Genomic DNA, 23,690 nt, shown 5'->3' with positions numbered 1-23,690 from the left:
CGGCACGCCCAAACGCGTCGAAACACCGTAGTTTCAGTCGCAATTGGCAATTCACCGATGCGCTGCGCCACGATCACAGGTCCGCCCTCAGCCCGGTTCCGTATGAGCAGCGTCTCTGCAGTTCTCACCCTCGTGGCCGTCGTGGTGTTGTTTCTGTATGGACTGCAAGGATTCACCCAGCAGCTGCGTAGCAGCGGCGAGTCCCTGCTGCGCACGTCGCTGCAGCGGCTCACTGCCCATCGCTGGAGCGGCTTCATGGTGGGCGCGCTGGCCACGGCCGTGGTGCAGTCGAGCAGCGCGGTCACCGCGTTGACCGTGGCACTGGTAGACGCGTCGTTGCTGTCGTTCCGGGCGAGTCTGGCCGTACTGCTGGGGGCGAACGTGGGCACCACCGCCACCGCTTGGCTGGTGTCGTTCAAGCTCGGCGGACTGGGCCCCTTGCTGATCGTGCTGGGCGCTCTGGCATCCGCGCTGCCACTCCGGCTACGCGCGGCGGGAAAGCCAGTGTTCTATCTGGGCCTGATTCTGTTCGCGCTGGATCTGATGGCCGCGCAGGTGCAGCCGCTGCGCGACCAGCCGTGGCTCAGCAACTGGCTTGCTACGGCCAGCGCACCCTGGCTGGGCGTGCTCAGCGGCTTGCTGATCACGGCGCTGGTGCAGTCCAGCAGCGTGACCACCGGCGTTGCCATTCTGCTGGTGCAACAGGGAGTGCTGCCGGCGGAAGCGGCCATCCCCATGGTGGTGGGGGCCAATGTGGGTTCAACCTCGACGGCATTGATCGTCAGCATGACGCTGGGTGCGGTTGCACGCGCTACGGCACTGGCCAACCTGCTCTTCAACGCTGTGGGCACACTGATACTGCTGCCGTTCCTGGTGCCCTTCTCGCGCGCCGTGGTGGCATTCGCCAACGACCCGGGCATGGCCCTGGCGCTGGCTCACCTTCTCTTCAACGTGGGGATTTCAGCATTGTTCCTGCCGATGCTGGGGCCGCTGTCGAGCCTCGTAGCATCAGGTCAAACTCCAGCGTCTGCTGCAGCGGCACGTCCACCCGATCAATGAGGGCCAGCAGCAGGTGTACCGCGCGTGCGCCGATCTCCCGCATCGGCTGGCGCACCGTCGTCAACGGCGGCGTGAGGTAACGGGACGAGGCCAAGTCATCGAAGCCGACAATCGACACGTCATCCGGCACGCGGATGCCCAACTCCCGGCAGGCCGCCATCGCCCCCAGCGCCATCTGGTCGCTGAAACAGAAGATTGCGGTTGGTGCGGTTTCGCAGTCCAGCAATGCAAGCGTCGCCGCGTGGCCCGATTCAAGGGAAAAGTCCCCCGGCGCAATGCTCAGACTACGCAGGCGCTTGCGCGCCTTGGCGGCAGTCCTCACACCTTCCATCCGTTGCTGGTGCAGCGGGTTGTCGGTCGGCCCGCCGACCACGGCAATCCGCTCGTGCCCCAGCCCATACAGATGGTCCATGACAGCGCCTGCAGCGGCGGCATTGTCGATATGCACACTGGGAATGCCCACGGCCGGGTCGAACTCGCACCCGTTCACCACCGGCGCGGCGTCCCCGAACTGCTGCACGATCTCGCGCGCCGTCGGCGGCAACCGATGCCCCAGCACGATCAGACCATCGGCCTCGTTACGCCGAAGCATCTGCGCATAGCGCTCCTCGCGCTCGGGCAGATGCTGGGTGTCGCCCAGCAGCACCGCGTAGCCCACCGCCTGCGCGGCGTCCTCCGCGCCCTGCAGGATCTGCGCGAAGAACGGGTTGGCGATATCCGGCACTGTAACCAGGATCTTGCCGCTGCGCTGGGTCTTGAGGTTTCGGGCCACCGTATTGGGTACATAGCCCAGCGCGGCGACCGCCTGCTCGATGCGCGCACGCGTGGCCGGCAGGACTTTGTCCGGCCGCGAGAGCGCCCGCGACACCGTCCCGGCCGAGACGCCGACGTGCTTTGCGATGTCGTAAATGGTTGCCATGGCGTTAGTTCCTCCTTCCGCTGTGCACTGCACAACAGGTCTTGCCCGAGCCGCTGCTAGGATAATGCAATCGATTGCATCGAGGGCGAAACACGTTGAAGACGCTCAAGGGCCCGGCCCTGTTCCTGGCACAGTTCATCGGCGACACAGCTCCTTTTGATCGGCTCGACACGCTGGCCGGATGGGCCGCGGGGCTGGGCTATTCTGGCGTACAAGTGCCGACCAGCGCCCCTCACCTGTTCGATCTGGCCGAGGCCGCACGCAGCCAGACGTACTGTGACGAAATCGACGGCATGCTGGCCGGGCACGGTGTGCAGATCACCGAGCTGTCCACTCACCTGCAGGGCCAGCTGGTCGCGGTGCATCCCGCCTATGACAGCCTGTTCGACGGATTCGCGCCCGAGGACAAGCGCGGCGATCCGGCGGCTCGTCAGGCCTGGGCGGTAGAGCAGCTGAAACTGGCCGCCAAGGCCAGCCAGCGACTGGGACTGACCGCGCATGCCACCTTCTCCGGCGCGCTGGCGTGGCCTTACTTCTATCCCTGGCCGCAGCGCCCGCCGGGGCTGGTGGACGAAGCCTTTGCCGAGCTGGGGCGTCGCTGGCGGCCGATTCTGGACACCTTCGACGAGTGCGGCGTGGATCTGTGCTTCGAGATCCACCCGGGTGAGGATCTGCATGACGGCGCGACCTTCGAGCGCTTCCTCGATGTGGTCGACCACCACCCCCGCGCGAAAATTCTCTACGACCCCAGTCATCTGCTGCTGCAGCAGATGGATTACCTGGGCTTCATCGACCGCTATCACGCACGCATCGGCATCTTCCACGTCAAGGACGCGGAGTATCGCCCCAGCGCGCGCAGTGGCGTGTACGGCGGGTATCAGGACTGGATTGATCGACCCGGGCGCTTCCGTTCGCTGGGCGACGGCCAGATCGACTTCAAGGCGATCTTCTCCAAGTTCGCGCAGTACGACTTCCCGGGCTGGGCGGTGCTGGAGTGGGAGTGCTGCCTGAAACATCCGGAAGACGGCGCGCGCGAGGGGGCCGCGTTCATCCGCGACCACCTGATCCGGGTCACCGAACGCGCCTTCGACGACTTCGCCGACAGCGGCAGCGACCCGCAATCACTGCGCCACATGCTGGGAATCTGAGCCATTACCGCCCTGGGAGGGGTAGCCATGACGCACACCATGTCGCGCTTGGGCGCGATGATGTTTCTGCAGTTCTTCATCTGGGGAGCCTGGTTCGTCACCCTGGGCACGTATCTGGTGCAGGGCCCGCTGCAGGCCAGTGCCAGCCAGGTGGCCACCGCCTTCCTCAGCCAGTCGATCGGTGCGATCGTCGCCCCGTTCCTGGTCGGCCTGATTGCCGACCGCTACTTCGCGGCGCAGCGCATTTTCGGGGTGCTGCATCTGGCCGGTGCCGTGCTGATGTGGTTTGCGTCCACAGCCACCGACTTCAATACGTTCTTCGCCTGTGTCATGGGCTACATGCTGCTGTTCATGCCGACCCTGGCGCTGGCCAACAGCGTGGCGATGCGGCACATGCAGTCGCCGGAGAAGCAGTTCCCGCTGGTGCGGGTGGCCGGCAGCGTCGGCTGGATCGTGGCCGGCGTGCTGATCGGCTGGCTGGGCTGGGAGCAGGCGCACCGACTGGAGCTGACCTTCCAGATGGCCGCACTGGCCTCGCTGCTGCTGGGGCTGTATGCGTTCTCCCTGCCGCACACGCCACCTCTGGCGCAGCAGCGCGATGCCGGGCTGGGCAAGATCCTCGGGCTGGACTCGCTGCGGCTGCTGAAGTCGCGCTCGTACCTGGTGTTCTTCCTGGCCTCCATCGCGATCTGCATTCCGCTCGCGTTCTACTACAACTTCACCAACCCGTACCTCAACGACCTGGGCGTGCGCGGTGCGGCTGGCCTGCAGTCGCTGGGCCAGGTGTCGGAAGTGCTGCTGATGCTGGCGATGCCGTTCCTGTTCGTGCGCCTGGGCGTGAAAACCATGCTGGCGGTGGGCATGGCCGCGTGGGTGGTGCGCTATGTGATGTTCGCCTTTGGCGATGCCGGCGGCGCGTTCTCCCTGCTGGTGATCGGCATCGTGCTGCACGGCATCTGCTACGACTTCTTCTTCGTCACCGGGCAGATCTATACCGACGCACATGCCGGCCCGGACGCGCGCAGCAGCGCGCAGGGCTTCATCACCCTGGCCACGTATGGCGTGGGCATGTTGATCGGCACCTTCCTGTCCGGCGCGGTGGTCGAGCACTACACCACGGCAGCCGGTCCGGACTGGGAAAAGATCTGGCTGTTCCCGGCCGGTGTCGCGCTGCTGGTGCTGGTCGCCTTCCTGCTGCTGTTCCGCGACCGCCCGGTCGTGGCTGCCACTTCCACTGCCCCCTGAGGACACACACCGATGCCCAAGCTTGGAATCGCCATCATCGGCACCGGCATGATCGGTGCGGTGCACCGCCGCGCGGCGCTGCTGGCCGGAGCGGCGGTTCGTGGCGTGGTCGCGTCTTCACCGGAGCGCGCACGTGAGGTGGCGCAGGCGTGGAATGTGCCGCACGGCTATCGGGATATCGAGGAGGTGGTGGCCGATCCCCAGGTGCAGGTCGTGCACGTGTGCACGCCCAACCATCTGCATCGCGCGATGGCCCAAGTCGCGCTGGAAGCGGGGAAGCACGTGATCTGCGAGAAGCCGCTGGCCACCACCCTCGACGACGCCCAGGCATTGGCCGCACTGGCCCGCTCGACCGGTTTGGTGGCCACCGTACCCTTCGTCTACCGCTACCACCCGGTGGTCCGTGAAGCCCGCGCGCGCATCGCGCAGGGCGAGCTGGGTCCACTGCATCTGATTCACGGCAGCTACCTGCAGGACTGGCTGCTGGACCCGGCCAGCAACAACTGGCGTGTCGACCCGACGTTGGGCGGCACCTCACGCGTGTTCGCCGACATCGGTTCGCACTGGTGCGACCTGGTGGAATGGGTCGGCGGGGAGCGCTTCGTTGACGTCAGCGCCGCGTTCGCCACGGTCATCGCCGAGCGCGGTGCCGTCACCGGGCAGAGTTTCACTACGCCCGCAGCAGGCGGTGCGAAACAGGCGGTCGCCAGCGAGGACGTGGCCGCTGCCATGTTCAAGACCGGTGCTGGCACGCTGGCCTCGCTGACCGTCAGCCAGGTCTCGGCCGGGCGGCACAACCGGCTCTGGTTCGAAATTGATGGGGCCAAGGCCAGTGTGGCCTTCAACCAGGAGGACGCCGAGCGTCTGTGGATCGGGCACCCCGACCAGCGCGAGGAGACCTTCGTGCGCGGGCCGGGCGCAGGCAGCGCCGAACAACGCCGGCTGGCCGTGTTTCCACCCGGGCACGCGCAGGGCTACGGCACCTGCTTCGAGGCCTTCGTCGCCGATACCTATCGGGCCATTGAGGGCGAACGGCCCGAGGGCCTACCCACCTTTGAAGACGGCGCGCGGTCGGCGCTGATTGTTGATCGCGTCATCGCCTCGGCCAGGTCTCGCGCCTGGACCGCCATCAGCTGAATTCCCGGAAGGAGTGCTTGATGAAGACCCGTACACGCCGGACCACCACCCTCGCGCTGCTGTTGCTCGCCGCCCTGCCCGTTTTCGCCGCCGACGTCACCAGCGCGCAGAAACCCATCGCGGTGCAGATGTACACGCTGCGCAATGCCGGCTCGCTCGACCAGCAGTTGAAGATCGTCCACGACGCCGGCGTGCATGCGGTGGAAACCGTGGGCACGCAGAACGTCAGTGCCGCCGAACTGAAGCAGCTGCTGGATCGCTATTCGATCAAGGCGATCTCATCGCATACGCAGCTGGCCGACCTGCGCAAAGACCTGGACAGCGCAATCGCCTTCAACCGCGCGATCGGCAACACCACCCTGGTCGTGCCGTATCTGAACGAGAATGACCGCCCGAAGGATGCGGCCGGCTGGACCGCGCTGGGCCAGGAACTCGGCCAGCTCGCAGCAAAGGTGAAGGCCCAGGGCATGCATCTGGCCTACCACAACCATGATTTCGAACTGGTCGACTACGACGGCAAAACGGGGCTGGAACTGCTGTTCGCCGCGGCCGGCCCCGACCTGCAGACCGAGCTGGACCTGGCCTGGGTGGCACGTGCGGGTTATGACCCCGCGGTGATGCTGAAGAAGTTCAACGGCCGCATGTTCGCCGTGCACGCCAAGGACAATGCGCCCACGGGCCAGAACAAGGACGAAGGCGGGTTCGCCGCCGTGGGCCAGGGCGTACTCGACTGGAGCGTGATCCTGCCGGCTGCAGCGGATGCCAAGGTGCAGTGGTATATCGTCGAGCATGACCAGCCGCGTGATCCTGCGACCATCATCAACACCGGGGCCGATTACCTGCGTGAACACCTGACCGTCACCCTGCCCGCCCGCGCAAAGCGCTAGCAAGCGAAGGAGTTTGTGTTGTGAAAGTGATTCTGATGTCTGCTGTAGCGCTGTGTGGTTCGATGCTGGCACCGGCTGCCTGGTCCAAGGAGGATCCGGCGGCGGGTGAGAAGCTTTACAGCGTGCATTGCGTGGCCTGCCATGGGGCGAGTCGGGCGGGGGTGCCGCCTACGTTTCCTGCGCTTACCGATGTAAGCAAAAGGCTGGATGCTGCGCAGATCAAGGAGAAGATCAGGAAGGGCGGCGGGTTGATGCCGCCGTTTGCGCAGTTGTCGCCGCAGGAGATTGATGATTTGGCCGCGTATTTGGCCAAGTAGTTTTCAGGTGCCGCGAAGCCACGCATGGCGTGGCTCTACACGGGTCTCTTTATAGCTTGCGGACCCAGATGTTGCGGTAGCTGACCTTGGAGGCGTGTTCCTGCAGGTACAGGGGGGCGCAGTCGTGGGGGGCGTATGAGGGGGCACCGATGTATTCGGTCTTGCCGGACACCACGGTGTCGTTCTGCACCAGCACGCCGTTGTGCAGCACGGTGATGCGCGCCGGCGAGATCAGCCCTCCGCCCGGCGAGAAGCGCGGGGCCTTCCAGACGATGTCGTAGGCCTGCCATTCGCCCGGGGGGCGCGAGGCATTCGCCAGCGGCATGGCCTGCTTGTAGATCGAGCCGGCCTGGCCGTTGGCATAGGTGGGATTTTTGTAGCTGTCGAGCACCTGCAGCTCGTAGAGTTCCTGCAGGAAGATGCCGCTGTTGCCCCGGTCCTGGCCTTCAAAGCCCTTCGTGTCCGTCGGGCTGCGCCACTCGACGTGCAACTGGATGTCGCAGAACTTTTCGCGGGTGCGGATGCCCTTGCTGCCCGGCACCACCGTCATTGCGCCGTCGGCCACGGTCCAAGGCACGCGACCGCCCTCCTCCGCCTCCCACGCAGACGTATCCTTGCCATCGAACAGCACGATGGCGTCAGACGGCGCACCGCCCGGAGGCGTGGCCACGATGGCGGGTTCGGGCGTCCAGGCTTCGGTCGTCGCGGGATCGCGCGCGGGGTCGCCTTTGGGCGCAGCCAATGCAGGGGCCGCCGCCAGCAGGCAGGCCGCCATCAATAGGGGTCGGGTCATCGTGTTCCTGGTCAAGTAAAGGGTCGAATCGTGGTGAGCTGTCAGCTGGTGCCCCAGGCCGGCGTGCCGGCCACATACGCGAGGTCGCCGTCGTAGCGGCCCGGCACGGCGACGTACTGCAACACCTCGGTCGCGCCGGTCTTCGAGGTGAAGAAGCCGAAGATGGTCAGCTGCTTGAGCATGGTGAAGTAGTGCGCCCTCGCTTCGGCCGATTCTGCATTACGTGGACCGGCACTGGCGGCATGCTTCTTCGCGTCCGCATCCACGGCGCGCAGCAGCTCGGTGCGGGCCTGCGGGGTCAGCGAGACAAACCGTCCCTCTGCCCGCTTGTCGATGTCGGCCAAGCCCGCGCGGAACGTCGCCTGCTGCTGGGCGGTGTAACAGTCGGCAACGAATGTGGCCATGAATGCGCCGATGCCGGTGTCCTTGGCCCCGGGCGTCTTGGTCCGCGGCAGAATGGTGTCAGCGATCTCGTCCATCAGGGCGATATCGGCCGCCGAGAACGCAGTCTTCGTCCCCGGTGCCGGTACCTGTCCGCTGGCCAGCGCCGGCAGGCCGATCATGGCCGCGCCGGTGGCGGCGACAATCATCTTCAGAAGTTCGCGTCGTTCCATTACAGGTTCCCCGCTTTCAGTTCACGCACCGCATGGTCGGCGGCGCGGGCGGTCAATGCCATGTAGGTCAGTGAAGGGTTCACGCAGGCGCTGGAAGTCATGCAGGCCCCGTCGGTCACATAGACATTGGGCGCATCCCAGACCTGGTTGTGCTGGTTCAGCACCGAGCTCTTTCGATCACGGCCCATACGTGCGGTTCCCATTTCGTGGATGCCTTTACCCGGCGCGTAGTCGTTGTCGAACATCTGCACGTCCTTTACGCCAGCGGCCTCCAGCATCTCGGCGGCATCGACGGCCATGTCCTTGCGCATCGCCAGCTCGTTGGCGCGCATCGAGACATCCATCGCCAGCACCGGCAGGCCCCACTTGTCCTTCTTGTCCTTATCCAGACGGATGGTGTTGTCGTGGTGCGGCAGCATCTCGCCGAAGCCGGTCATGCCGATGCGCCAGTCACCCGGCACAGTCAGTGCTTCTTTCAGATCAGCCCCGATGTTCATCTCGGCGATCTCGCGCGACCAGCCGTTGCGGCTGGCACCGCCCTGGTAACCGAAGCCGCGACGGTAGCCACGCTTGTCGTCGGCGGTGACATTGCGGAAGCGCGGAACATAGAACCCGCAGGGCCGACGCCCGAAGTAGTACTTGTCGTCGTAGCCTTCGACCCGACCGGACGCGCCGGCCCCGAAGTGATGGTCCATCACGTTGTGGCCGAGCTCGCCGGACGAAGAACCCAACCCGCCTTCCCAGACATCGGTGGCCGAGTTCATCAGCATCCAGGTCGAGTTGAACGACGAGGCATTGAGGAAGATGACCTTGGCGGTGTACTGGTAGGTCTGGCCGGTTTCGGCGTCGATGACCTCCACGCCACGCGCGCGCTTGCGGTCCTTGTCGTACAGCACTTCCTTGACGATGGAGAAAGGCCGCAGGGTCAGGTTGCCGGTCTTCATCGCCGCCGGCAGCGTTGCCGCCTGGGTCGAGAAGTAGGCTCCGAAGGGACAGCCGAGGATGCACTTGTTGCGGTACTGGCAGTTGACCCGCCCCTGCTCCGGCATCGGCTGGGTGATGTTGGCGGTGCGCGAGTGAATCATGTGCCGGGTGCCGCCGAAGGCTTTCTTGATCCGAGCGGCCACGTCTTTCTCGACAATGTTCAACGGGATCGGCGGCAGGAACTCGCCATCGGGCAGCACGTCCAGCCCTTCACGGGTGCCAGCGATGCCGGCGAACTTCTCCACGTGGTCGTACCAGGGCGCGATGTCGGCGTAGCGGATCGGCCAGTCGGTGGCGATGCCGTCTTTCTTGTTCGCCTCGAAATCCAGGTCGGAGAAGCGGTAGCTCTGCCGGCCCCACAACAACGAGCGGCCACCCACGTGATAGCCGCGGAACCAGTCGAAGCGCTTGGTCTCGATGTAGGGCGAGTCCTTCTCGTCGGCCCACATGCCTTCAAGGTTTTCGACCAGGCCGTAGTCGCGCATCAGTACCGGAAAGTCGGCTTTCATCGCCTGGGTGGGACGATTGCGGTGTGGGAAATCCCACGCCTCCTTCATCGCATTGACGTAGTCCTTGACGTGCTCGATGTTGCGGCCACGTTCAAGCATCAACACTTTGAGCCCTTTTTCGGTCAGCTCCTTTGCCGCCCAACCGCCACTGATTCCCGAGCCAACAACGATGGCGTCGTAATGATTGTCTGCCATGGGTCTACTTCACCTGGGTGGATATCATTTCAAACATCGCAGAGGCGGATTGCCTCGCGCAGCGAACCGACGGGATCGGGCGCGGTGGGGATGAACTCCTGCGCCAGATACCCATCGAAACCGGTGTCGCGGATCGCGCGACAGATGGCGGGATAGTTGAGCTCCTGCTGGTCGCCGATCTCATGTCGGCCCGGCACGCCCGCCGTGTGATAGTGCTTGAAGAAGGTGTGGTGCCTGCCGATGGTGGCGATGATGTCGCCCTCCATGATCTGCATGTGGTAGATGTCGTACAGCAGACCGAAGTTGTTCGAACCCAGCCGCTGGCACAGCTCCACGCCCCACGCCGAGTGGTCGCACAGGTACTCGGGGTGGTCGACCCGGGAGTTCAGCAGCTCCATCACCAGCACCACGCCGCGCTTCTCGGCATGGCCGAGGATGCGCTTGAGGCCGGCTTCCGCATTGGCCAGGCCCTGCTGGGAATCCATGCCATTGCGGTTGCCCGAGAAGCAGATCAGATTGCGGTAGCCGGCGTCGGCCACCATATCGATGTGCCGCGTGTAGCGATCGACCAGCTGGTCGTGGAACTCGCGGCCGGCAAAGCCCTTGGTCAGGCCCAGCTCCGCGCCGTTGCACATGGAACTGTCCACGCCATGCGCTTTCAGGGTGGGCCAGTCCTCGGGCCCGACCAGATCGATGGCGGCGAAGCCGATGCCTTTGACCGTCTGGCAGAGCTCGGCGACGGAGAGCTTCGGGAAGGTCCAGCGCGCGACCGAATGTTTCAGATTGGCCCTCAGCGGCGCATCGGCCGCAGACGCGGGCAGCACTTTGGCTGCGCCAAGGCCTATACCTCCGGCGACCGCCATGCGCAGCGCGTCGCGCCGCGTGAACCCGGGTGTCGCCGTTGGCCCGCTCGAATCAATGGACATTCGCCCACCGGCCTCCCAACCGGTATCAAACGCAACGATTCACTGCAATGCAATCGATTGCACCATACGGCACTAAATCGATCCAATGAAAGACGCAGCGCACAAAAATGCGTGCTGGGGGGCACCGTACAGCCCTCTCGGGATGCTCGGGATGCATCCCCCTCGTAGAGCCACGCCCTGCGTGGCTGCGACGGCCAGCCTCCTCAGATCAAAAAATGCTCGCTTTCGTACACCGCGACCCGCATCAGCAACGTCTCAAACGCGTTGCCCTCATCGCTTCCATGCTCCGGCGGATCATCGAACCAGACCGACAGCCGCCGCATGGCCTCGTTGTAATCATCGACGGTCCTAATAGGCACGTTACCCCCTGAACGTAGCGCTGGCGTCAGCCTGGTGTTCCAGGAGTTGGCGGATTGCCAGCAAGTTTTCCAACGTCATCCATGTCCCCTACGACGAGAAGCTTGGGCTTGGAGAGCAACTCGCGTGCAAACGTGTCGCCCGCGTGCAGCCTTCGCAAGAATTCTTCTCGAGCGTACAAGACTGGATTGACCTCCCGTTGCAGAAGTTCCTGGACCGGACGGACAGCCCGCACCAGATCAGCGAATCCCACGTCTCCGACCACCAGCAGATCAATGTCGCTGGCGGACACTTCTGCGCCACGTGCCACCGAACCGAAGATCCAAGCCACGGAAATAACAGCACTGAACGGGGCAAGCGCGTCACGCAGTGCGGGGACAACTCCATGGGTCTTACGGAAGATCGCAGCCAGCTCATCAAACAGGAAGTAGTCGCGATTGGCGCGATAGTGCACCTGATTGCCAACCTCGCTGCGTTGCAGGAGTCCGGAGCTAGCGAGCCTGTCCAACTCGCGCGCGAGCGTTCCGGCGTGACTGCCGGTAATTCGAGCCAGCTCGCGAAGGTGGAAGCTTTGTTCCGGCTGGAGCAGCAGCACGGCGAGTACCCGCTGGCGACCAGTCGGAAAGAGAATATCCATCAGGTGTGAATTGTTGCTCATTTGGCGACATTCGTTGCTGTTCAGGCAACGATATTCGAACAGGGCATCCGTCCCAATGTCCACACCCTAATGGGACGAGGCACCACATTGACTGCTCGTCGCGTCTGAACCATGGTGACCAGATGGCGTTCTGCCAGATCCTCGACCTAGACCTACCCTCACGAAGGAGACGCCATGGCCTTGCCCCACTTGGAACTGACTGACGCTCCCAAGATGCGTTCCGTGCCGCACTATCCACGCCGCAACCCGTGCTGATGACGTCAGGCACAACCATTGCTGATGTGCGGGTTGATGAATCACCCGCCCGCCGACGCGCCGAACTCGCCTCGACATGGCCGACCGCGGCAGAAGTCAGCATAAGGCTTGGCTCTACGACAGAGAACGCCAGTCATCTCGCCACCCGTCTGCGCCGTGACGGCAAGCTGCTTGGCGTCTACCTGCCCCTCCCGTCACCCAGTTATAGATATCCGACTTGGCAGTTCGACGAGGGTGGACTTCCGGTTCGTCTCATACCGGAAATTCTGGCAGTGCTTCGCGAGAAAGGCCCCTTCAAGATAGCCTCACAGTGCCGCTCCAGCGGATGGGCAGAGGTGGAGTGGTTCCGCAGCCGCCACGCTCTGCTCAACGGAGAGCGGCCGGCCGACGTGCTCGCCACGGATCCTGGCGCAGTGCTGCGTGCCGCACAGATCGAGTTCGGCGAGGACGGTGACGGTATCCCCTGCCTCCGCACACAGCACCGCCGCTCTATGGCTCCCCCAATTGCCAGTCCATCTACACGGAAGCGGACACGAGGCAAAGAGCTTCAGGAAGCAGTGATCGAAGAACTATATTACCAAACACCCATTCGTACAAAGGACGATTGTAATGCTCGTATCAAGAATACGGATTGAGAACGTACGGAGCTTCCTTGAACCAGCGGAACTTCGACTTGATGGCCCATTGAGCATTGTCATCGGACCAAATGGCGGCGGAAAGACGAACCTACTGGATACGCTGTTCGTGACACTTCGGCGCTACTTGTTTGCCTCAATGTATGCAGTGCACGCCCCACACACAGACAAACCCAATCGACACCAGTTCCAGCACAATGATGCGCTCAATCACATGAGTCTTGACCCACACACATCGGCAACAGGTCAAGACCAAGTAGTGATCATTGATCTTGAGGTGACAGAGAAAGACATCACAAACATGGAGGCAATTAGGCGCGACGCCCCAAACCTCATGGAACTTGCATCGGAAAAGTACGATAACGCAAATCTGGAGATCAGCCAAAACTGGGAAATTGAGAACATTCAGCCAGGCCAAGTGCTGACCTTTAAGATACTAAATGGAAATGTACACACGAATGACATGCCAGCAAGGCATTTCATGGAGTATCTACAGAAGTTTGAGATTGACGCATTACTTAGGCAAGAGTATGGACTGGGCGAGCTAACCTTGCCACTCCTGTATCTTCCAGTTAATCGAGCCTCCCAAGGATTTCAATCGGGAGTCGAACTTGCCTCTCATAACGCTTACGAGTCAAAGCGTCATACCGACGCCATGACATCACGCCAACCTGCAAACATCGTCAACTTGGCTATTGGCCAACTGACACAGAAGTATCGCCTGTTACTCGAGAAGGATTCTGGCACTGCACGCATCGACTTCATGAACGATCCGCAACTGCAAGATCTTACCAGGGCACTTCGCCAACTTGGATACGAATGGCAACTCGAATGCACCGTCCCACTCAAGAATCAGTATGACATTCGCCTAAAGAAGCAAGAATCCTCGTTCCTGGTAGGTGCCGCATCATCTGGCGAGCGCGAATTGCTCACATACCTATTTGCCATTTATGCTCTTAAAGTTCGTGACGCACTAATACTCGTCGACGAGCCAGAGCTCCACCTGCATCCAAAATGGCAAAGAATGCTCCTACAGCTTTTCCGCGATCTAGCAAGGGATACTGGAAATAGATTTCTATTGGCCACACACTCACCCACATTCATCTCACCAGAGTCAATTCACTACGTCTCAAGGGTGTTCTCTCAAGAGCAGAAAAGCAATATCATCAAGCTTGATGCCTCTGCACTCCCCGATGCGAAGCACTTACTAAATATAATAAACAGTCAAAACAACGAGCGACTTTTCTTCGCTGATGAAGTAGTTCTTGTCGAAGGAATTTCTGACAGAATATTTTTCGAAGCATGGCTCGATTTACACGGACGCAAAGATTCGACATCGAAAATCGTGGAGGTCGTCAGCGTTGGCGGAAAGGGGGTGTTTCCAGCCTACAAGAAGGTACTAGATGCTGCCGGAATACCATTTTCAATAATCGCAGATCGTGACTACATTGAGCAGGTGGGAACTCCAGGCGTGAAGGCGCTTTTCGATCTAGATACCGGAGAAATCAAGAAGGATGTGGTAGACAACATCAAGAGCCTGGATGGGGACGCATTAGTCCAAGCGATCGATACAGCAATTGCGGGTGGATCGTGGACGCAAGCGGAGGAGGTTTGGACTTACATCAAGTCACGACGCCGAAAGCTGCCCTCATGTCTTGACGAAAAGCAGGGTGAGATCCTTGATAGCTTCCTGAAGGAGAAACGCAAAGAAAGGGTTCACATTCTTAAACTAGGCGCGCTTGAACGTTACCTGCCAATTGGTCATGCGGGGAAGGACCTGGAAAAGCTCATCAGGTTCCTGGCCGAAGAGGATTTCGAGAAAAAGATGCCTCCGCCCGCAATCGAGGAACTGCGCCAGATATCGGATGCCATCCTGAAAGGACCATCAGTTGCATGACGTTCGCGCCACCCACGCAATGAATAGGCGCTCCCAAGCTACTGACCGTAAAGAGCATCGGTCATGCAACTCAATCACTGATTGGTAGGCAATAAAGACAAAGCCCCGGAATGCACAGGGCATTCCGGGGCTTCGTCAGAAGAAGACTTCCGTACCGGCGATCAGAACGGGATATCGTCGTCCGCAAAATCATCCATCGGCGGTGCCGACTGCTGCGGCTGCTGCTGCGGGCGCTGCTGCTGGCCGTAGCCACCGCCGCCGCCACGCTGGTTGCCGCCGCCACCGCCGCCGTACTCCTGGCGCGGAGCCTGCTGGCGCTGCGGACGGTCGCCGCCGTAGTTGCCACCACCACCGCCGCCGCCTTCACCGCGGCCGCCCAGCATCTGCATTTCGTCGGCAATGATGTCGGTGGAGTACTTCTCCACGCCGTCCTGGCCGGTGTACTTGTCGTAGCGCAGGCTGCCTTCGACGTAGACCGAGCTGCCCTTGCGCAGGTATTCGCCGGCGATTTCGCCGAGCTTGCCGAAGAACACCACGCGGTGCCACTCGGTGCGTTCCTGCTGGTTGCCATCCTTGTCCTTGCGGACACTGGTGGTGGCCAGGCTGATACGGGTGATGGCCATGCCGCCCTGGGTGTACTTCACGTCCGGGTCGTTGCCGAGGTTGCCGACCAGGATGACTTTATTGATGCCGCGCGCCATAGGGTGTGCTCTTCCGTTGTTCGAGGGCAGGTCTGAGAGATTACACAGTCCGGAAGGAGCCGTGATCCCGCCTGCCGCTCATTGAATCTGGGTGGGTTACAGAACGCCACATCTTAACAGCTCCGCCCCCGTGGCCCGGGTCGGAACTGTCCGCTTCCTCGGGTCAGGCAGTCACCACGGGCTGGCACGCCGGACGACTGTTATGTTATAACATCGTAATTCACCCCGCCACGGAAGACTCATGTCTCGATCCCGCTCCACCCTCTCCTCTGCCATTGCCCTGGGCCTGCTCGCCTCCGGCATGGCCGCCACCACGGCCCACGCCGAGGCCGCCCCGCCCAGCGCATCCACCCTGGACACCATCCACGTCACCGGCATGGCCGAAGACGCCAGCAAGGTCGCCTCGCCGATCAGCGTGATCAGCGCCGAACGCATCCAGCAGGGCGGCGGCAACCTGGGCGAGGTGCTGGATGGCCTGCCCGGCGTGCGCGTCGACTCATTCGGAGCCGGTGCCGGTCGCCCGGTGATCCGCGGTCAGGCCGCGCCGCGCGTGAAGGTGCTGTCCGACAGCTCCGCCGTGCTGGACGCGTCGGACATCTCGCCCGACCACGCGGTCACCGTCGACCCGTTGCTGGGCGAGCGCATTGAAGTGCTGCGCGGCCCGGCCACGCTGCTGTACGGCGGCGGTGCCATTGGCGGCGTGGTCAACGTGCTGGACAACAAGATTCCCGAGCGCTTGCCCGAGAACGGCCTGGAAGGTCGCCTGCTGATCCGCGGCAACACCGTCGCCGATGAACGCGTGGGCGCAGCCTCGATCAGCGGCCAGGTCGGCCAGCATCTGGTGCTGCATGCCGAGGGCTCCTACAAGGACGCCGACAACTACCGCGCGCCGGATCTGGACGAATCGCGCGTGGATGCGACCTTCAGCCGCTCCAAGAACGGCAGTGTCGGGGCCAGCTGGGTCACCGACAACGGCTACGTAGGCGTGGCCTACTCGTACCGTGAGGACGACTACGGCCTGCCCGGCCACAACCACGAGTACGAGGGCTGCCACCCGCACGGCAGCGCTCTGCACTGCGGCTCGCACGAGCACGGGGCCGGCGAGGATCACGACCATGATCACGAACACGACCATGAGCATGTGGCCGCGATCAACCTGACCAGCAAGCGCTACGACCTGCGCGGCGAGTACCGCGACCCGTTCGCCGGCATCAGCCGCGTCCGCTTCCGTGCCAACTACACCGACTACAGCCACGACGAAATCGACGGCGAAGAGGTCACCACCACTTTCGCCAACAAGGGCTACGACAGCCGCGTGGAACTGGAGCACGTGCCGCTGGGGGCCTTCAGCGGCGTGTTCGGCATCCAGCATTCGGACACCGAGTTCAGCGCCACCGGCGTGGAAGCCTTTCTGCCCACCGTGGACACCCGCTCCACTGGCGTGTTCCTGGTCGAGCACGTGGAAGTGAACGACCAGTGGCACTTCGAACTGGGCGCGCGCCATGAATGGCTGAAGCACCAGCCGCGCAGCGATGTCCGCAACCGCCCGGCCTTCGACGACACCGCCAGCTCGTTCTCGGGCGCGGCGATCTTGTCGTTCACTCCGGACACCTCGCTGACCTTCTCGCTGTCGCGCTCGCAGCGTCTGCCGCACGCGCAGGAGCTGTATGCGCGAGGCATTCACATGGCGACCAACACCTACGAATGCGGCATGCTGCCCAGCGCACTGACCTGCGGCGGCACCGCCAATGACGCCGGCTACGACAAGGAAACCTCGAAGAACGCCGAGCTGACCCTGCGCAAGAGCGAAGGCCCGCTGACCTACAGCCTGGGCGTGTTCGCCAACAACGTGGACAACTACATCTACGCACGCACGCTGGACCAGTACGAAGCCTTCCGCCTGATCAAGTACACCCAGGCCGATGTGGAGTTCCGTGGCGTGGAAGCCGAGCTGGGCTACCAGTTCACCGATGCGGTGTCGGCCACCCTGTTCGGCGACCGTACCCGGGCCCGCTTTGCCGATGGCGGTGGCAACGTGCCGCGCATTCCGGCTGCCCGCTTCGGTGGCCGCGTGAACTGGGCACTGGGCGCGTTCGACACCGAGCTGGAGCTGTACCGGGTGAACCGCCAGCGTGACATTGCCGATTACGAAGTGGAGTCGCCGTCGTACGACATGGTCAACCTGACCGTCGCCTACACCGTGCCCAACACCAATGCCCAGGTGTTCCTGCGCGGCACCAACCTGGCCAACGAACAGGTCTGGAATCATGCCTCGTTCCTGGCCAGCACCGTTCCCCAGCCTGGCCGCAATGTCAGCCTGGGCTTCAGCTACCGCTTCTGAGCATGACCACTTCGCTCTATGAGCGCGTTGCCCGCCTCCACGGCCATCGGCCGTGGGGGCAGGTTCTGGACGCCGGCACCGGGCCAGCGTCCATCCGTTGGCTGGAATCGCTGGGCAGTGAAGGCTGGACGGCGGTGACCGGTTCGGAGCGGATGCGCGAGAAATCCCACGCCGCCCTGCAGCAGCCGATGCGTGAGCAGGATCGCCTGCTCACCGGCAACTGGATGGAACCTGCACTGCTGCAGGACGAGCAGTTTGACGTGGTGCTGGCGGACTACCTGCTGGGCGCGATTGAAGGCTTTGCGCCCTATTGGCAGGACAAGCTCTTCCCACGCCTGCGCCCGCTGGTGCGCAGCCGGTTGTATCTGATTGGCCTGCAGCCGTATGTGCATGGCCTGCCGGATACCGATGCCGGCCGGTTGATCAACGAGATCGGCCGCCTGCGTGATGCCTGCCTGCTGATGGCCGGCGACAGCCCGTATCGCGAGTATCCGCTGGACTGGACGCTGCGGCATCTGGAAGCGGCCAGCTTCCGGGTGGTGGATGCGCATGTGCTGCCCATCACCTACGGCGCGCGCTTCATCCAGAGCCAGCTGGCGATGTGCACGCAGGCGGCGAACAAGCTGCAGGACCGTCGGCTGGCGGTGTCGCTGCTGCAGCATGTGGCCGAGCTGGAAGCGCGGGCATTGGCGGCCAGCCATCAGCTCGGGGGCCTGGCGCATGGCAATGACTACATCGTGGTTGCCGAGCCGGCCTGAGGGGACCATCGCGCATGCACAGTACGCCGCCGCCGTCGCCCCCTGCACGTCCACGTGTTCACGCTGAAACCGTGGCGGGCGATGGTCTGCAGACCATCCGCACGTTGTGCGAACAGCGCGGGTTCGTGTTTACTGCCATGCGCCAGCGCGTGCTGCAGGTACTGGTAGATGCCGGCTCGCCGATGAAGGCGTACGCGGTGCTGGAGGAGGTGCGTCGCACCCAGCCCCACGCGGCCCCCACCAGCGTGTATCGGGCGCTGGATTTCCTGTTGGGCCAGGGGTGGGCGGTCCGGTTGAACTCGATCAACGCGCACCTGTATGTGCCGCCGGGATCGCCGGCGCGGTGCACGTATCTGGTGTGCGAGGAGTGTTGCAGCGTGCAGGTCGTGCATGGGGCCGAGACTGGGGCGAACTGGATCGACCAGGCGCGTATTACCGGTTTTGTACCTGCATCAAACAGCGTGGAGATTTCCGGCCGTTGTGCACAGTGCCGGATGCCCACGTAGAGCCGGGCTTGCCCGGCTGCTCTTCGCGGGGACTCAACCCACCCTTGCGGCCATACCTCGCCAAAAGCAGCCGGGCAAGCCCGGCTCTACGTCATCGTCCTGCGGTGGCGAGCAGCAGGAACCAAGCGCTCTTCAGTTCGCAGAGAACAAGGGCGTCATCAAGGCCATGGGCGAATTGGGTGTGGAAACAGCGATGTCCGCACATGTTATACAGTTACACCATGACACTGCTGCGCCAACGCTACTGGCTAGAATGCGCGGCATGACCAAACAACTGACAGAGACCAGCAAGTACCTCAGCTACATCCTTCGCCATGAACCGCAGTCCATCGGGCTGGAGCTGGACAGCGAAGGCTGGGTGGACATCGATATCTTGATCAACGCGGCAGGCAAGGCCGGGACGGCGCTGGACCGCGACCTCATCCAGCACGTGGTCGACACGAGCGAGAAAAAAAGGTTCACGGTTTCGGCGGACGGGCGGCGCATTCGTGCCGCGCAGGGCCACACCACCGCTGCGGTGGACATCCAGCATGTCGCCAAAACCCCGCCGGACGTGCTGTATCACGGCACCGCCACGCGGTTCCTGGAGTCGATTCTGGCAGAGGGCCTGCGCCCCGGGCAGCGGCATCATGTACATCTGTCTGAAAACGTGGGAACCGCGACAGAAGTGGGCAAGCGTTATGGCACACCGGTGATTCTGCAGGTGGACGCAGCGCGCCTGCATCAGCAAGGCGTGGTGTTCTTCCAGGCGGACAACGGGGTGTGGCTGGTTGAGCGGGTGCCTGCCGAGTTTCTGGCACCGGTGACCAACTGAGGAACCCAGATGGCTCAGGAAGAGATCTACCTCAGTACCGACGTCGAGGCCGACGGCCCCATCCCCGGCCCGCATTCAATGCTCAGCTTCGCGTCGGCGGCCTATCGCGCTGACAAAACATTGATCGGCACCTTCTCCGCGAATCTGGAAACGCTGCCCGATGCCAACGGCCATCCAGACACCATGAAGTGGTGGGCTACCCAGCCGAAGGCGTGGGCGGCGTGCCGCACCGACTGCGAGGCACCGGAAGCCGCCATGCAGCGGTACGTGGCATGGATCAGGACACTACCGGGCAAGCCCGTCTTCGTCGGCTACCCGGCCGGATACGACTTCCTGTTCGTGTACTGGTACCTGATGCGCTTTGTCGGAGAAAGCCCGTTCTCGCACTCCGCGCTGGACATCAAGACCTTCGCGATGGCGCTGATGAAGTCCGACTACCGGGCGGCGACCAAGCGCAACATGCCCAAGCGCTGGTTCGACAAGCTGCCGCACACCCATGTCGCCCTCGATGACGCAATCGAACAAGGCGCACTCTTCTGCAACATGCTGAAAGAACGGTAGAGCCACGCCCTGCGTGGCTGCGCCCCAGAAAGCAGAACGCCTCCTTTCGGAGGCGTTCTGTTTGAATCAAAGTTCTCGGTCTGACCTTTCGGTGCGAAGCACCTCCATAAGAGGCTCAGCATCGATAATTCCAGCCATACCGGCGGATACAACTGCAACGCATGCTGGACGATGGGCATCGCCCACGCCGGGGTGCCGTGCAAGTCTTCGGACGACGCAGGGAATGCAATGATGCCCTCGTACAGGTTCAGCACCAACTTCAAACTACGGGCACCGTCCTCTGTGCAGGCGGAATTATCGTAGACACGCAGCGCGGCCAATCCGTCCATCAAAGAGATCAGGTTCTCCCTGGATCGATCATATCGAAGGCGTATCAGATCGGACCCTACGTGATGCCCTCCCGCAGCCACCCTCTGCGCCACCCGCTCGATATGCAGCTCGGCACTCTCCAGTCCACAGAACCAGATGGTCACATCATGACTACGCATTGCCTTCCGTAGCAGCGCGGTGAGAGTTGTTCCGCCGAGTGTCGTCTCAAAGGCGTGATCCCTCGCCGTGTCTATGGCATGCACGAGGCGCGCCTTCCCCATTGCCCATGCACTGGAGTTGGCCGCGTCCTGCTCGTGCCCAAGCTGCACGAGCCGCAATGCGTACGCGTCAGGATTGAACCAGTCTTTCCCATGCTCATGGAGGATGCCGCCTACCAGTGAACTCTTTCCGGCTCCGTTCACTCCGGCCAATACAGTTATTGTCGGCATCGTTCAGAACGCCGGGCCGAGCTTGACTTTCCCCTGATGCGGGGCGTTCTTTATCACTTCGGCAAGTGACTCCCCTTCATTCAGCACAGCAAGGCGCTCATCACACTCCTTCTGCACCCTCGCCAAGGCAATCGCATTCGCAACTTCTTGGGGCGCGATATCGCCAATGTGCTGAAGGAGAAGTTCATACATGGCCACCGAGAGGATGACGGCTTCGTTTCGCTGATCCCCCTGAATGACGACCGCTGGCAGCTTGCCCACCTTATCGAGGACGGCCGACCAGCTGTGTTGCTCGAACTTGTCCGCCGTCATTACGGTCAGGTCGGATATCCCGATCTTGACCTCTTGCACGTTCGGATGCGTTCGCCCGCTCCTCGCCTTCTTCAGAGACGGGGACACCGCGGATTTGGCATTTCGCCCAGCAGGATTGATCGGCTTCATAGCGGGGAGCCCCCGTTCAATGATTTGGTTCATCGTACACCTGTAGTAGAGAGATGGGATTCGGGATTCAATTCCATGATCAATGCGGCACACCGCCGCAGTAATCACTTTTGAACCATCTTTTCTGTAAGAAACATCCGATTTGTTGCAAATCGATCTGCATCCTCGCCGCGTGCACTCGGCGAGGCGCAGACGTGTGCGTCAGGGGGAACGGTTCACTGTCTGGCGGGTGACCACTTCCGGTGCCGGGCGCACGGTGAGGCCGATGCCACCGGGGATCGGATGCGGGATCAGCACGTCGCCGATGCGGAAGCCGGCGACATGCAGCCACATGCCGCGGAGCTTGATGCAGGGGATGCGGATGCCATCGGGTTCATCGCCATCGCGCGGGGTGAGTGCTTCGACGCGGATGTTCTTGGGCCGCTGGACATGCAGGGGGCGCTTGGGCCGCTTTTCTTCGGACACGGAATTGCTCCTCAGGATCTCACCCCTCGCCAGGATGGCGAGGGGTCGGGAGGCTGAAACCCGTTGAAAATGACAAAGCACGGTGTGACGTATTTCCGCGAGGGTGTTGCATTCCGTCACACTCCCGACGAAGGAAGCAAAAGCGATGTCAATTTCAACGGAGGTTTCAGACTCCACGGCTTCACCATGCGCAATACAGCGAGCGATTGGAAACGGCCCGCGAGCAAGGATAGGTCGACTGCAACGGATGCGTGCGATCGGATGACGCGGATGCCATATTTTTTCCGTCTTCCGTGCCGATTGCGTACGTTTCGCGCCGGATTATTGACGATGTAGCGTGCGGATTTTTTTCGCGGCCCGTTCGGCGCGTGCGTCGTGAATGGCGCGGAACGCGTGATGGGGCCCTGCCGGGCCCAAGCCCGGCGAACGGCGTGGTCGTCCTGTGCACGTAGCAATTCGTAGTGACACGCCATGCGTGTCAACCGCGCAAAGCGCGGCACAAGCACCCGAAGACACATCAATACCGATCCCGGGCCTGCCCCCGGCGTTTAGCCCCAGCCGAAGCCACGCGTCAGGCGTTCATGACCCCGGAACGAAGAGCAGACGCGCATGGCGCGTCTCTACGCGGATGTCCGTCATCCGCCGTATGCGCCGCCCCACAATGAATTCAGACGCCCCACCCCGACCCATGGCATCATTTACTCCGTCATTCCTGCCCTGCCCGCCATGACCATCCGCGGCAAAGCCACTTCACTGGATATCGCCCATCTGGCCGGGGTGTCGCAGCCGACCGTGTCGCGTGCGCTGCGCGGCAGTCCGATGGTGAACCCGGAGACCCGGGAGCGCATTCTGCGCATCGCCCGCGAGCTGAACTACAAGGTGGACAAGAACGCCTCCAGCCTGCGCCTGCGCAATGCCGGCACGCTGGCGCTGCTGTTCTTCGAAGACCCCACCAACGACGATTCGCTCATCAACCCGTTCTTCCACGCCATGCTGGGCTCGATCACCCGGGCCTGCGCGCTGCGCGGCAACGACCTGCTGGTTTCGTTCCAGCAGTTGTCCACCGACTGGCAGGCGGACTACGAGGACAGCAACAAGGCCGACGGCATCATCCTGCTGGGGTACGGCGATTACCACGAGTCGCGCGAGCGCCTGCAGCGGCTGGTGGAGCAAGGCACCCATTTCGTGCGCTGGGGCGCGGCCCTGCCGGACCAGCCGGGGGTGTCGATCGGCTGCGACAACTTCCAGGGCGGCCATGACATCACCGCGCACCTGCTGGACCAGGGCTGCCGGCGGATTGCATTCATCGGGCATGCGTCCAGCCATTACCCGGAGTTTGAGGAGCGCCATCGTGGGTACGTGGCGGCGATGACGGCGCGTGGTGTGGCTGCTGTGCCTGCGCTGCAGCGTGATGCGATTACTACCGAACAGTCGGGCTACGAAGCCTGCTTGGCGTTGTTGGCCAGCGGGGAGAAGTTCGACGCGCTGTTTGGTGCCAGCGATCTGATTGCGATTGGCGCGATGCGGGCGTTGCGCGAGGCCGGGCTGCGGGTGCCGCAGGATGTGGCCCTGGTGGGGTTTGATGACATTCCGCTGGCCGCTTCGGTGTCGCCGACGCTTTCTACTGTCCAGCAGGATACCAAGCAGGCTGGGCAGCTGCTGGTGGAGAAGCTGCTGGCATTGATCCAGGGTGAGAAGGTGGAAGGCCAGACCATTCCGGTGAAGCTGGTGGTGCGGGAGTCGTCGTTGGCGGGGCGGTGACACACCGACAATCGACCGCTCTGACGCACGTAGAGCCACGCCCTGCGTG

At 62.7% G+C, this 23,690-nt stretch carries 24 protein-coding genes and 1 pseudogene; 14 read left to right on the top strand and 11 right to left on the bottom strand.

The features are described 5' to 3' along the window. Nucleotides 1-102: 102 nt before the first annotated feature. Entirely contained in the window at nucleotides 103-1,059 is a 957-nt protein-coding gene (locus PDM29_RS12830; protein ID WP_311190501.1) for a Na/Pi cotransporter family protein, read from the top strand. On the opposite strand, the gene PDM29_RS12825 is transcribed toward PDM29_RS12830, so the two are convergent. Then, entirely contained in the window at nucleotides 947-1,978 is a 1,032-nt protein-coding gene (locus tag PDM29_RS12825; RefSeq protein ID WP_311190500.1) for a LacI family DNA-binding transcriptional regulator, read from the bottom strand. The two genes, PDM29_RS12830 and PDM29_RS12825, sit on opposite strands and share 113 nt — an antisense overlap. A 95-nt stretch (nucleotides 1,979-2,073) precedes the next feature. Here PDM29_RS12825 and PDM29_RS12820 point away from each other — a divergent pair, with 95 nt between their 5' ends. Genes PDM29_RS12820 through PDM29_RS12800 form a run of 5 tightly spaced genes read left to right on the top strand, consistent with a single transcriptional unit; the run spans nucleotide 2,074 to nucleotide 6,712 of the window. Continuing rightward, a complete protein-coding gene (locus tag PDM29_RS12820) occupies nucleotides 2,074-3,126 on the top strand; it encodes a sugar phosphate isomerase/epimerase family protein (RefSeq protein WP_311190499.1) in 1,053 nt (350 codons plus the stop codon). Between the two features lie 27 nt (nucleotides 3,127-3,153). After that, nucleotides 3,154-4,371, top strand: coding sequence for an MFS transporter (locus PDM29_RS12815; protein ID WP_311190498.1), 1,218 nt, complete (start codon nucleotides 3,154-3,156; stop codon nucleotides 4,369-4,371). A 12-nt stretch (nucleotides 4,372-4,383) separates the two neighbouring features. Next, complete coding sequence (locus PDM29_RS12810; RefSeq protein WP_311190497.1) at nucleotides 4,384-5,508, top strand: Gfo/Idh/MocA family protein; 1,125 nt, start codon at nucleotides 4,384-4,386, stop codon at nucleotides 5,506-5,508. Between the two features lie 20 nt (nucleotides 5,509-5,528). Further along, complete coding sequence (locus tag PDM29_RS12805; RefSeq protein ID WP_311190496.1) at nucleotides 5,529-6,395, top strand: sugar phosphate isomerase/epimerase family protein; 867 nt, start codon at nucleotides 5,529-5,531, stop codon at nucleotides 6,393-6,395. Between the two features lie 20 nt (nucleotides 6,396-6,415). Then, the gene (locus PDM29_RS12800; protein WP_311190495.1) at nucleotides 6,416-6,712 is read left to right on the top strand and encodes a c-type cytochrome; all 297 of its coding nucleotides are present in this window, start codon (nucleotides 6,416-6,418) and stop codon (nucleotides 6,710-6,712) included. Between the two features lie 49 nt (nucleotides 6,713-6,761). Here PDM29_RS12800 and PDM29_RS12795 read toward each other — a convergent pair whose 3' ends face one another. The 6 genes from PDM29_RS12795 to PDM29_RS12770 all read right to left on the bottom strand — a co-directional run bounded on the left by PDM29_RS12795 (nucleotide 6,762) and on the right by PDM29_RS12770 (nucleotide 11,748). Continuing rightward, on the bottom strand, nucleotides 6,762-7,505 hold the full coding sequence (locus PDM29_RS12795; protein WP_311190494.1) for a 3-keto-disaccharide hydrolase: 744 nt from the start codon (nucleotides 7,503-7,505) through the stop codon (nucleotides 6,762-6,764). A gap of 41 nt (nucleotides 7,506-7,546) precedes the next feature. Continuing rightward, complete coding sequence (locus tag PDM29_RS12790; RefSeq protein WP_311190493.1) at nucleotides 7,547-8,119, bottom strand: gluconate 2-dehydrogenase subunit 3 family protein; 573 nt, start codon at nucleotides 8,117-8,119, stop codon at nucleotides 7,547-7,549. Beyond that, nucleotides 8,119-9,807, bottom strand: a complete 1,689-nt coding sequence (locus PDM29_RS12785; RefSeq protein ID WP_311190492.1) for a GMC oxidoreductase — start codon at nucleotides 9,805-9,807, stop codon at nucleotides 8,119-8,121. Before PDM29_RS12785 ends, PDM29_RS12790 begins: the two co-directional genes overlap by 1 nt. 29 nt (nucleotides 9,808-9,836) lie before the next feature. Next, entirely contained in the window at nucleotides 9,837-10,670 is an 834-nt protein-coding gene (locus PDM29_RS12780; RefSeq protein ID WP_425508755.1) for a hydroxypyruvate isomerase family protein, read from the bottom strand. A 266-nt stretch (nucleotides 10,671-10,936) separates the two neighbouring features. Then, complete coding sequence (locus PDM29_RS12775) at nucleotides 10,937-11,092, bottom strand: hypothetical protein (protein ID WP_311190490.1); 156 nt, start codon at nucleotides 11,090-11,092, stop codon at nucleotides 10,937-10,939. 26 nt (nucleotides 11,093-11,118) lie between these two features. Next, the gene (locus PDM29_RS12770; RefSeq protein WP_311190489.1) at nucleotides 11,119-11,748 is read right to left on the bottom strand and encodes a nucleotidyltransferase domain-containing protein; all 630 of its coding nucleotides are present in this window, start codon (nucleotides 11,746-11,748) and stop codon (nucleotides 11,119-11,121) included. Between the two features lie 254 nt (nucleotides 11,749-12,002). On the opposite strand from PDM29_RS12770, the gene PDM29_RS12765 reads away from it, so the two are divergent. Continuing rightward, nucleotides 12,003-12,638 carry an antitoxin Xre/MbcA/ParS toxin-binding domain-containing protein gene (locus tag PDM29_RS12765; RefSeq protein WP_311190488.1) on the top strand — a complete coding sequence of 212 codons (636 nt, stop codon included), beginning with the start codon at nucleotides 12,003-12,005 and terminating at the stop codon, nucleotides 12,636-12,638. Next, the gene (locus tag PDM29_RS12760) at nucleotides 12,613-14,535 is read left to right on the top strand and encodes an AAA family ATPase (RefSeq protein ID WP_311190487.1); all 1,923 of its coding nucleotides are present in this window, start codon (nucleotides 12,613-12,615) and stop codon (nucleotides 14,533-14,535) included. Before PDM29_RS12765 ends, PDM29_RS12760 begins: the two co-directional genes overlap by 26 nt. Before the next feature lie 161 nt (nucleotides 14,536-14,696). Here PDM29_RS12760 and PDM29_RS12755 read toward each other — a convergent pair whose 3' ends face one another. Then, entirely contained in the window at nucleotides 14,697-15,236 is a 540-nt protein-coding gene (locus PDM29_RS12755) for a single-stranded DNA-binding protein (protein ID WP_311190486.1), read from the bottom strand. 241 nt (nucleotides 15,237-15,477) lie between these two features. Between PDM29_RS12755 and PDM29_RS12750 the strand changes: the two genes are divergently transcribed. The 5 genes from PDM29_RS12750 to PDM29_RS12730 all read left to right on the top strand — a co-directional run bounded on the left by PDM29_RS12750 (nucleotide 15,478) and on the right by PDM29_RS12730 (nucleotide 20,216). After that, complete coding sequence (locus PDM29_RS12750) at nucleotides 15,478-17,577, top strand: TonB-dependent receptor domain-containing protein (protein WP_311190485.1); 2,100 nt, start codon at nucleotides 15,478-15,480, stop codon at nucleotides 17,575-17,577. A 2-nt stretch (nucleotides 17,578-17,579) separates the two neighbouring features. Then, entirely contained in the window at nucleotides 17,580-18,335 is a 756-nt protein-coding gene (locus tag PDM29_RS12745) for a class I SAM-dependent methyltransferase (RefSeq protein WP_311190484.1), read from the top strand. A gap of 14 nt (nucleotides 18,336-18,349) precedes the next feature. Continuing rightward, nucleotides 18,350-18,841, top strand: coding sequence for a Fur family transcriptional regulator (locus tag PDM29_RS12740; protein WP_311190483.1), 492 nt, complete (start codon nucleotides 18,350-18,352; stop codon nucleotides 18,839-18,841). Between the two features lie 262 nt (nucleotides 18,842-19,103). Continuing rightward, nucleotides 19,104-19,655, top strand: a complete 552-nt coding sequence (locus PDM29_RS12735) for an RNA 2'-phosphotransferase (RefSeq protein ID WP_311190482.1) — start codon at nucleotides 19,104-19,106, stop codon at nucleotides 19,653-19,655. Between the two features lie 9 nt (nucleotides 19,656-19,664). Further along, the gene (locus tag PDM29_RS12730; RefSeq protein ID WP_311190481.1) at nucleotides 19,665-20,216 is read left to right on the top strand and encodes a 3'-5' exonuclease family protein; all 552 of its coding nucleotides are present in this window, start codon (nucleotides 19,665-19,667) and stop codon (nucleotides 20,214-20,216) included. 149 nt (nucleotides 20,217-20,365) lie between these two features. On the opposite strand, the pseudogene PDM29_RS12725 reads toward PDM29_RS12730, so the two are convergent. From PDM29_RS12725 to PDM29_RS12715, 3 genes and pseudogenes are all read right to left on the bottom strand, one after another. Further along, nucleotides 20,366-20,974: pseudogene (locus PDM29_RS12725) on the bottom strand (ATPase); the annotation flags it as partial. 3 nt (nucleotides 20,975-20,977) lie between these two features. Continuing rightward, complete coding sequence (locus PDM29_RS12720) at nucleotides 20,978-21,448, bottom strand: hypothetical protein (protein WP_311190480.1); 471 nt, start codon at nucleotides 21,446-21,448, stop codon at nucleotides 20,978-20,980. A gap of 168 nt (nucleotides 21,449-21,616) precedes the next feature. Next, the gene (locus PDM29_RS12715; protein ID WP_311190479.1) at nucleotides 21,617-22,057 is read right to left on the bottom strand and encodes a SymE family type I addiction module toxin; all 441 of its coding nucleotides are present in this window, start codon (nucleotides 22,055-22,057) and stop codon (nucleotides 21,617-21,619) included. 549 nt (nucleotides 22,058-22,606) lie between these two features. Here PDM29_RS12715 and PDM29_RS12710 point away from each other — a divergent pair. Then, entirely contained in the window at nucleotides 22,607-23,641 is a 1,035-nt protein-coding gene (locus PDM29_RS12710; protein WP_311193778.1) for a LacI family DNA-binding transcriptional regulator, read from the top strand. Nucleotides 23,642-23,690: the final 49 nt, after the last annotated feature.

Source organism: Stenotrophomonas oahuensis (assembly GCF_031834595.1).
In the GTDB taxonomy this organism is placed as follows: domain Bacteria; phylum Pseudomonadota; class Gammaproteobacteria; order Xanthomonadales; family Xanthomonadaceae; genus Stenotrophomonas; species Stenotrophomonas oahuensis.
This window is presented reverse-complemented; position numbering and strand designations above follow the sequence as displayed.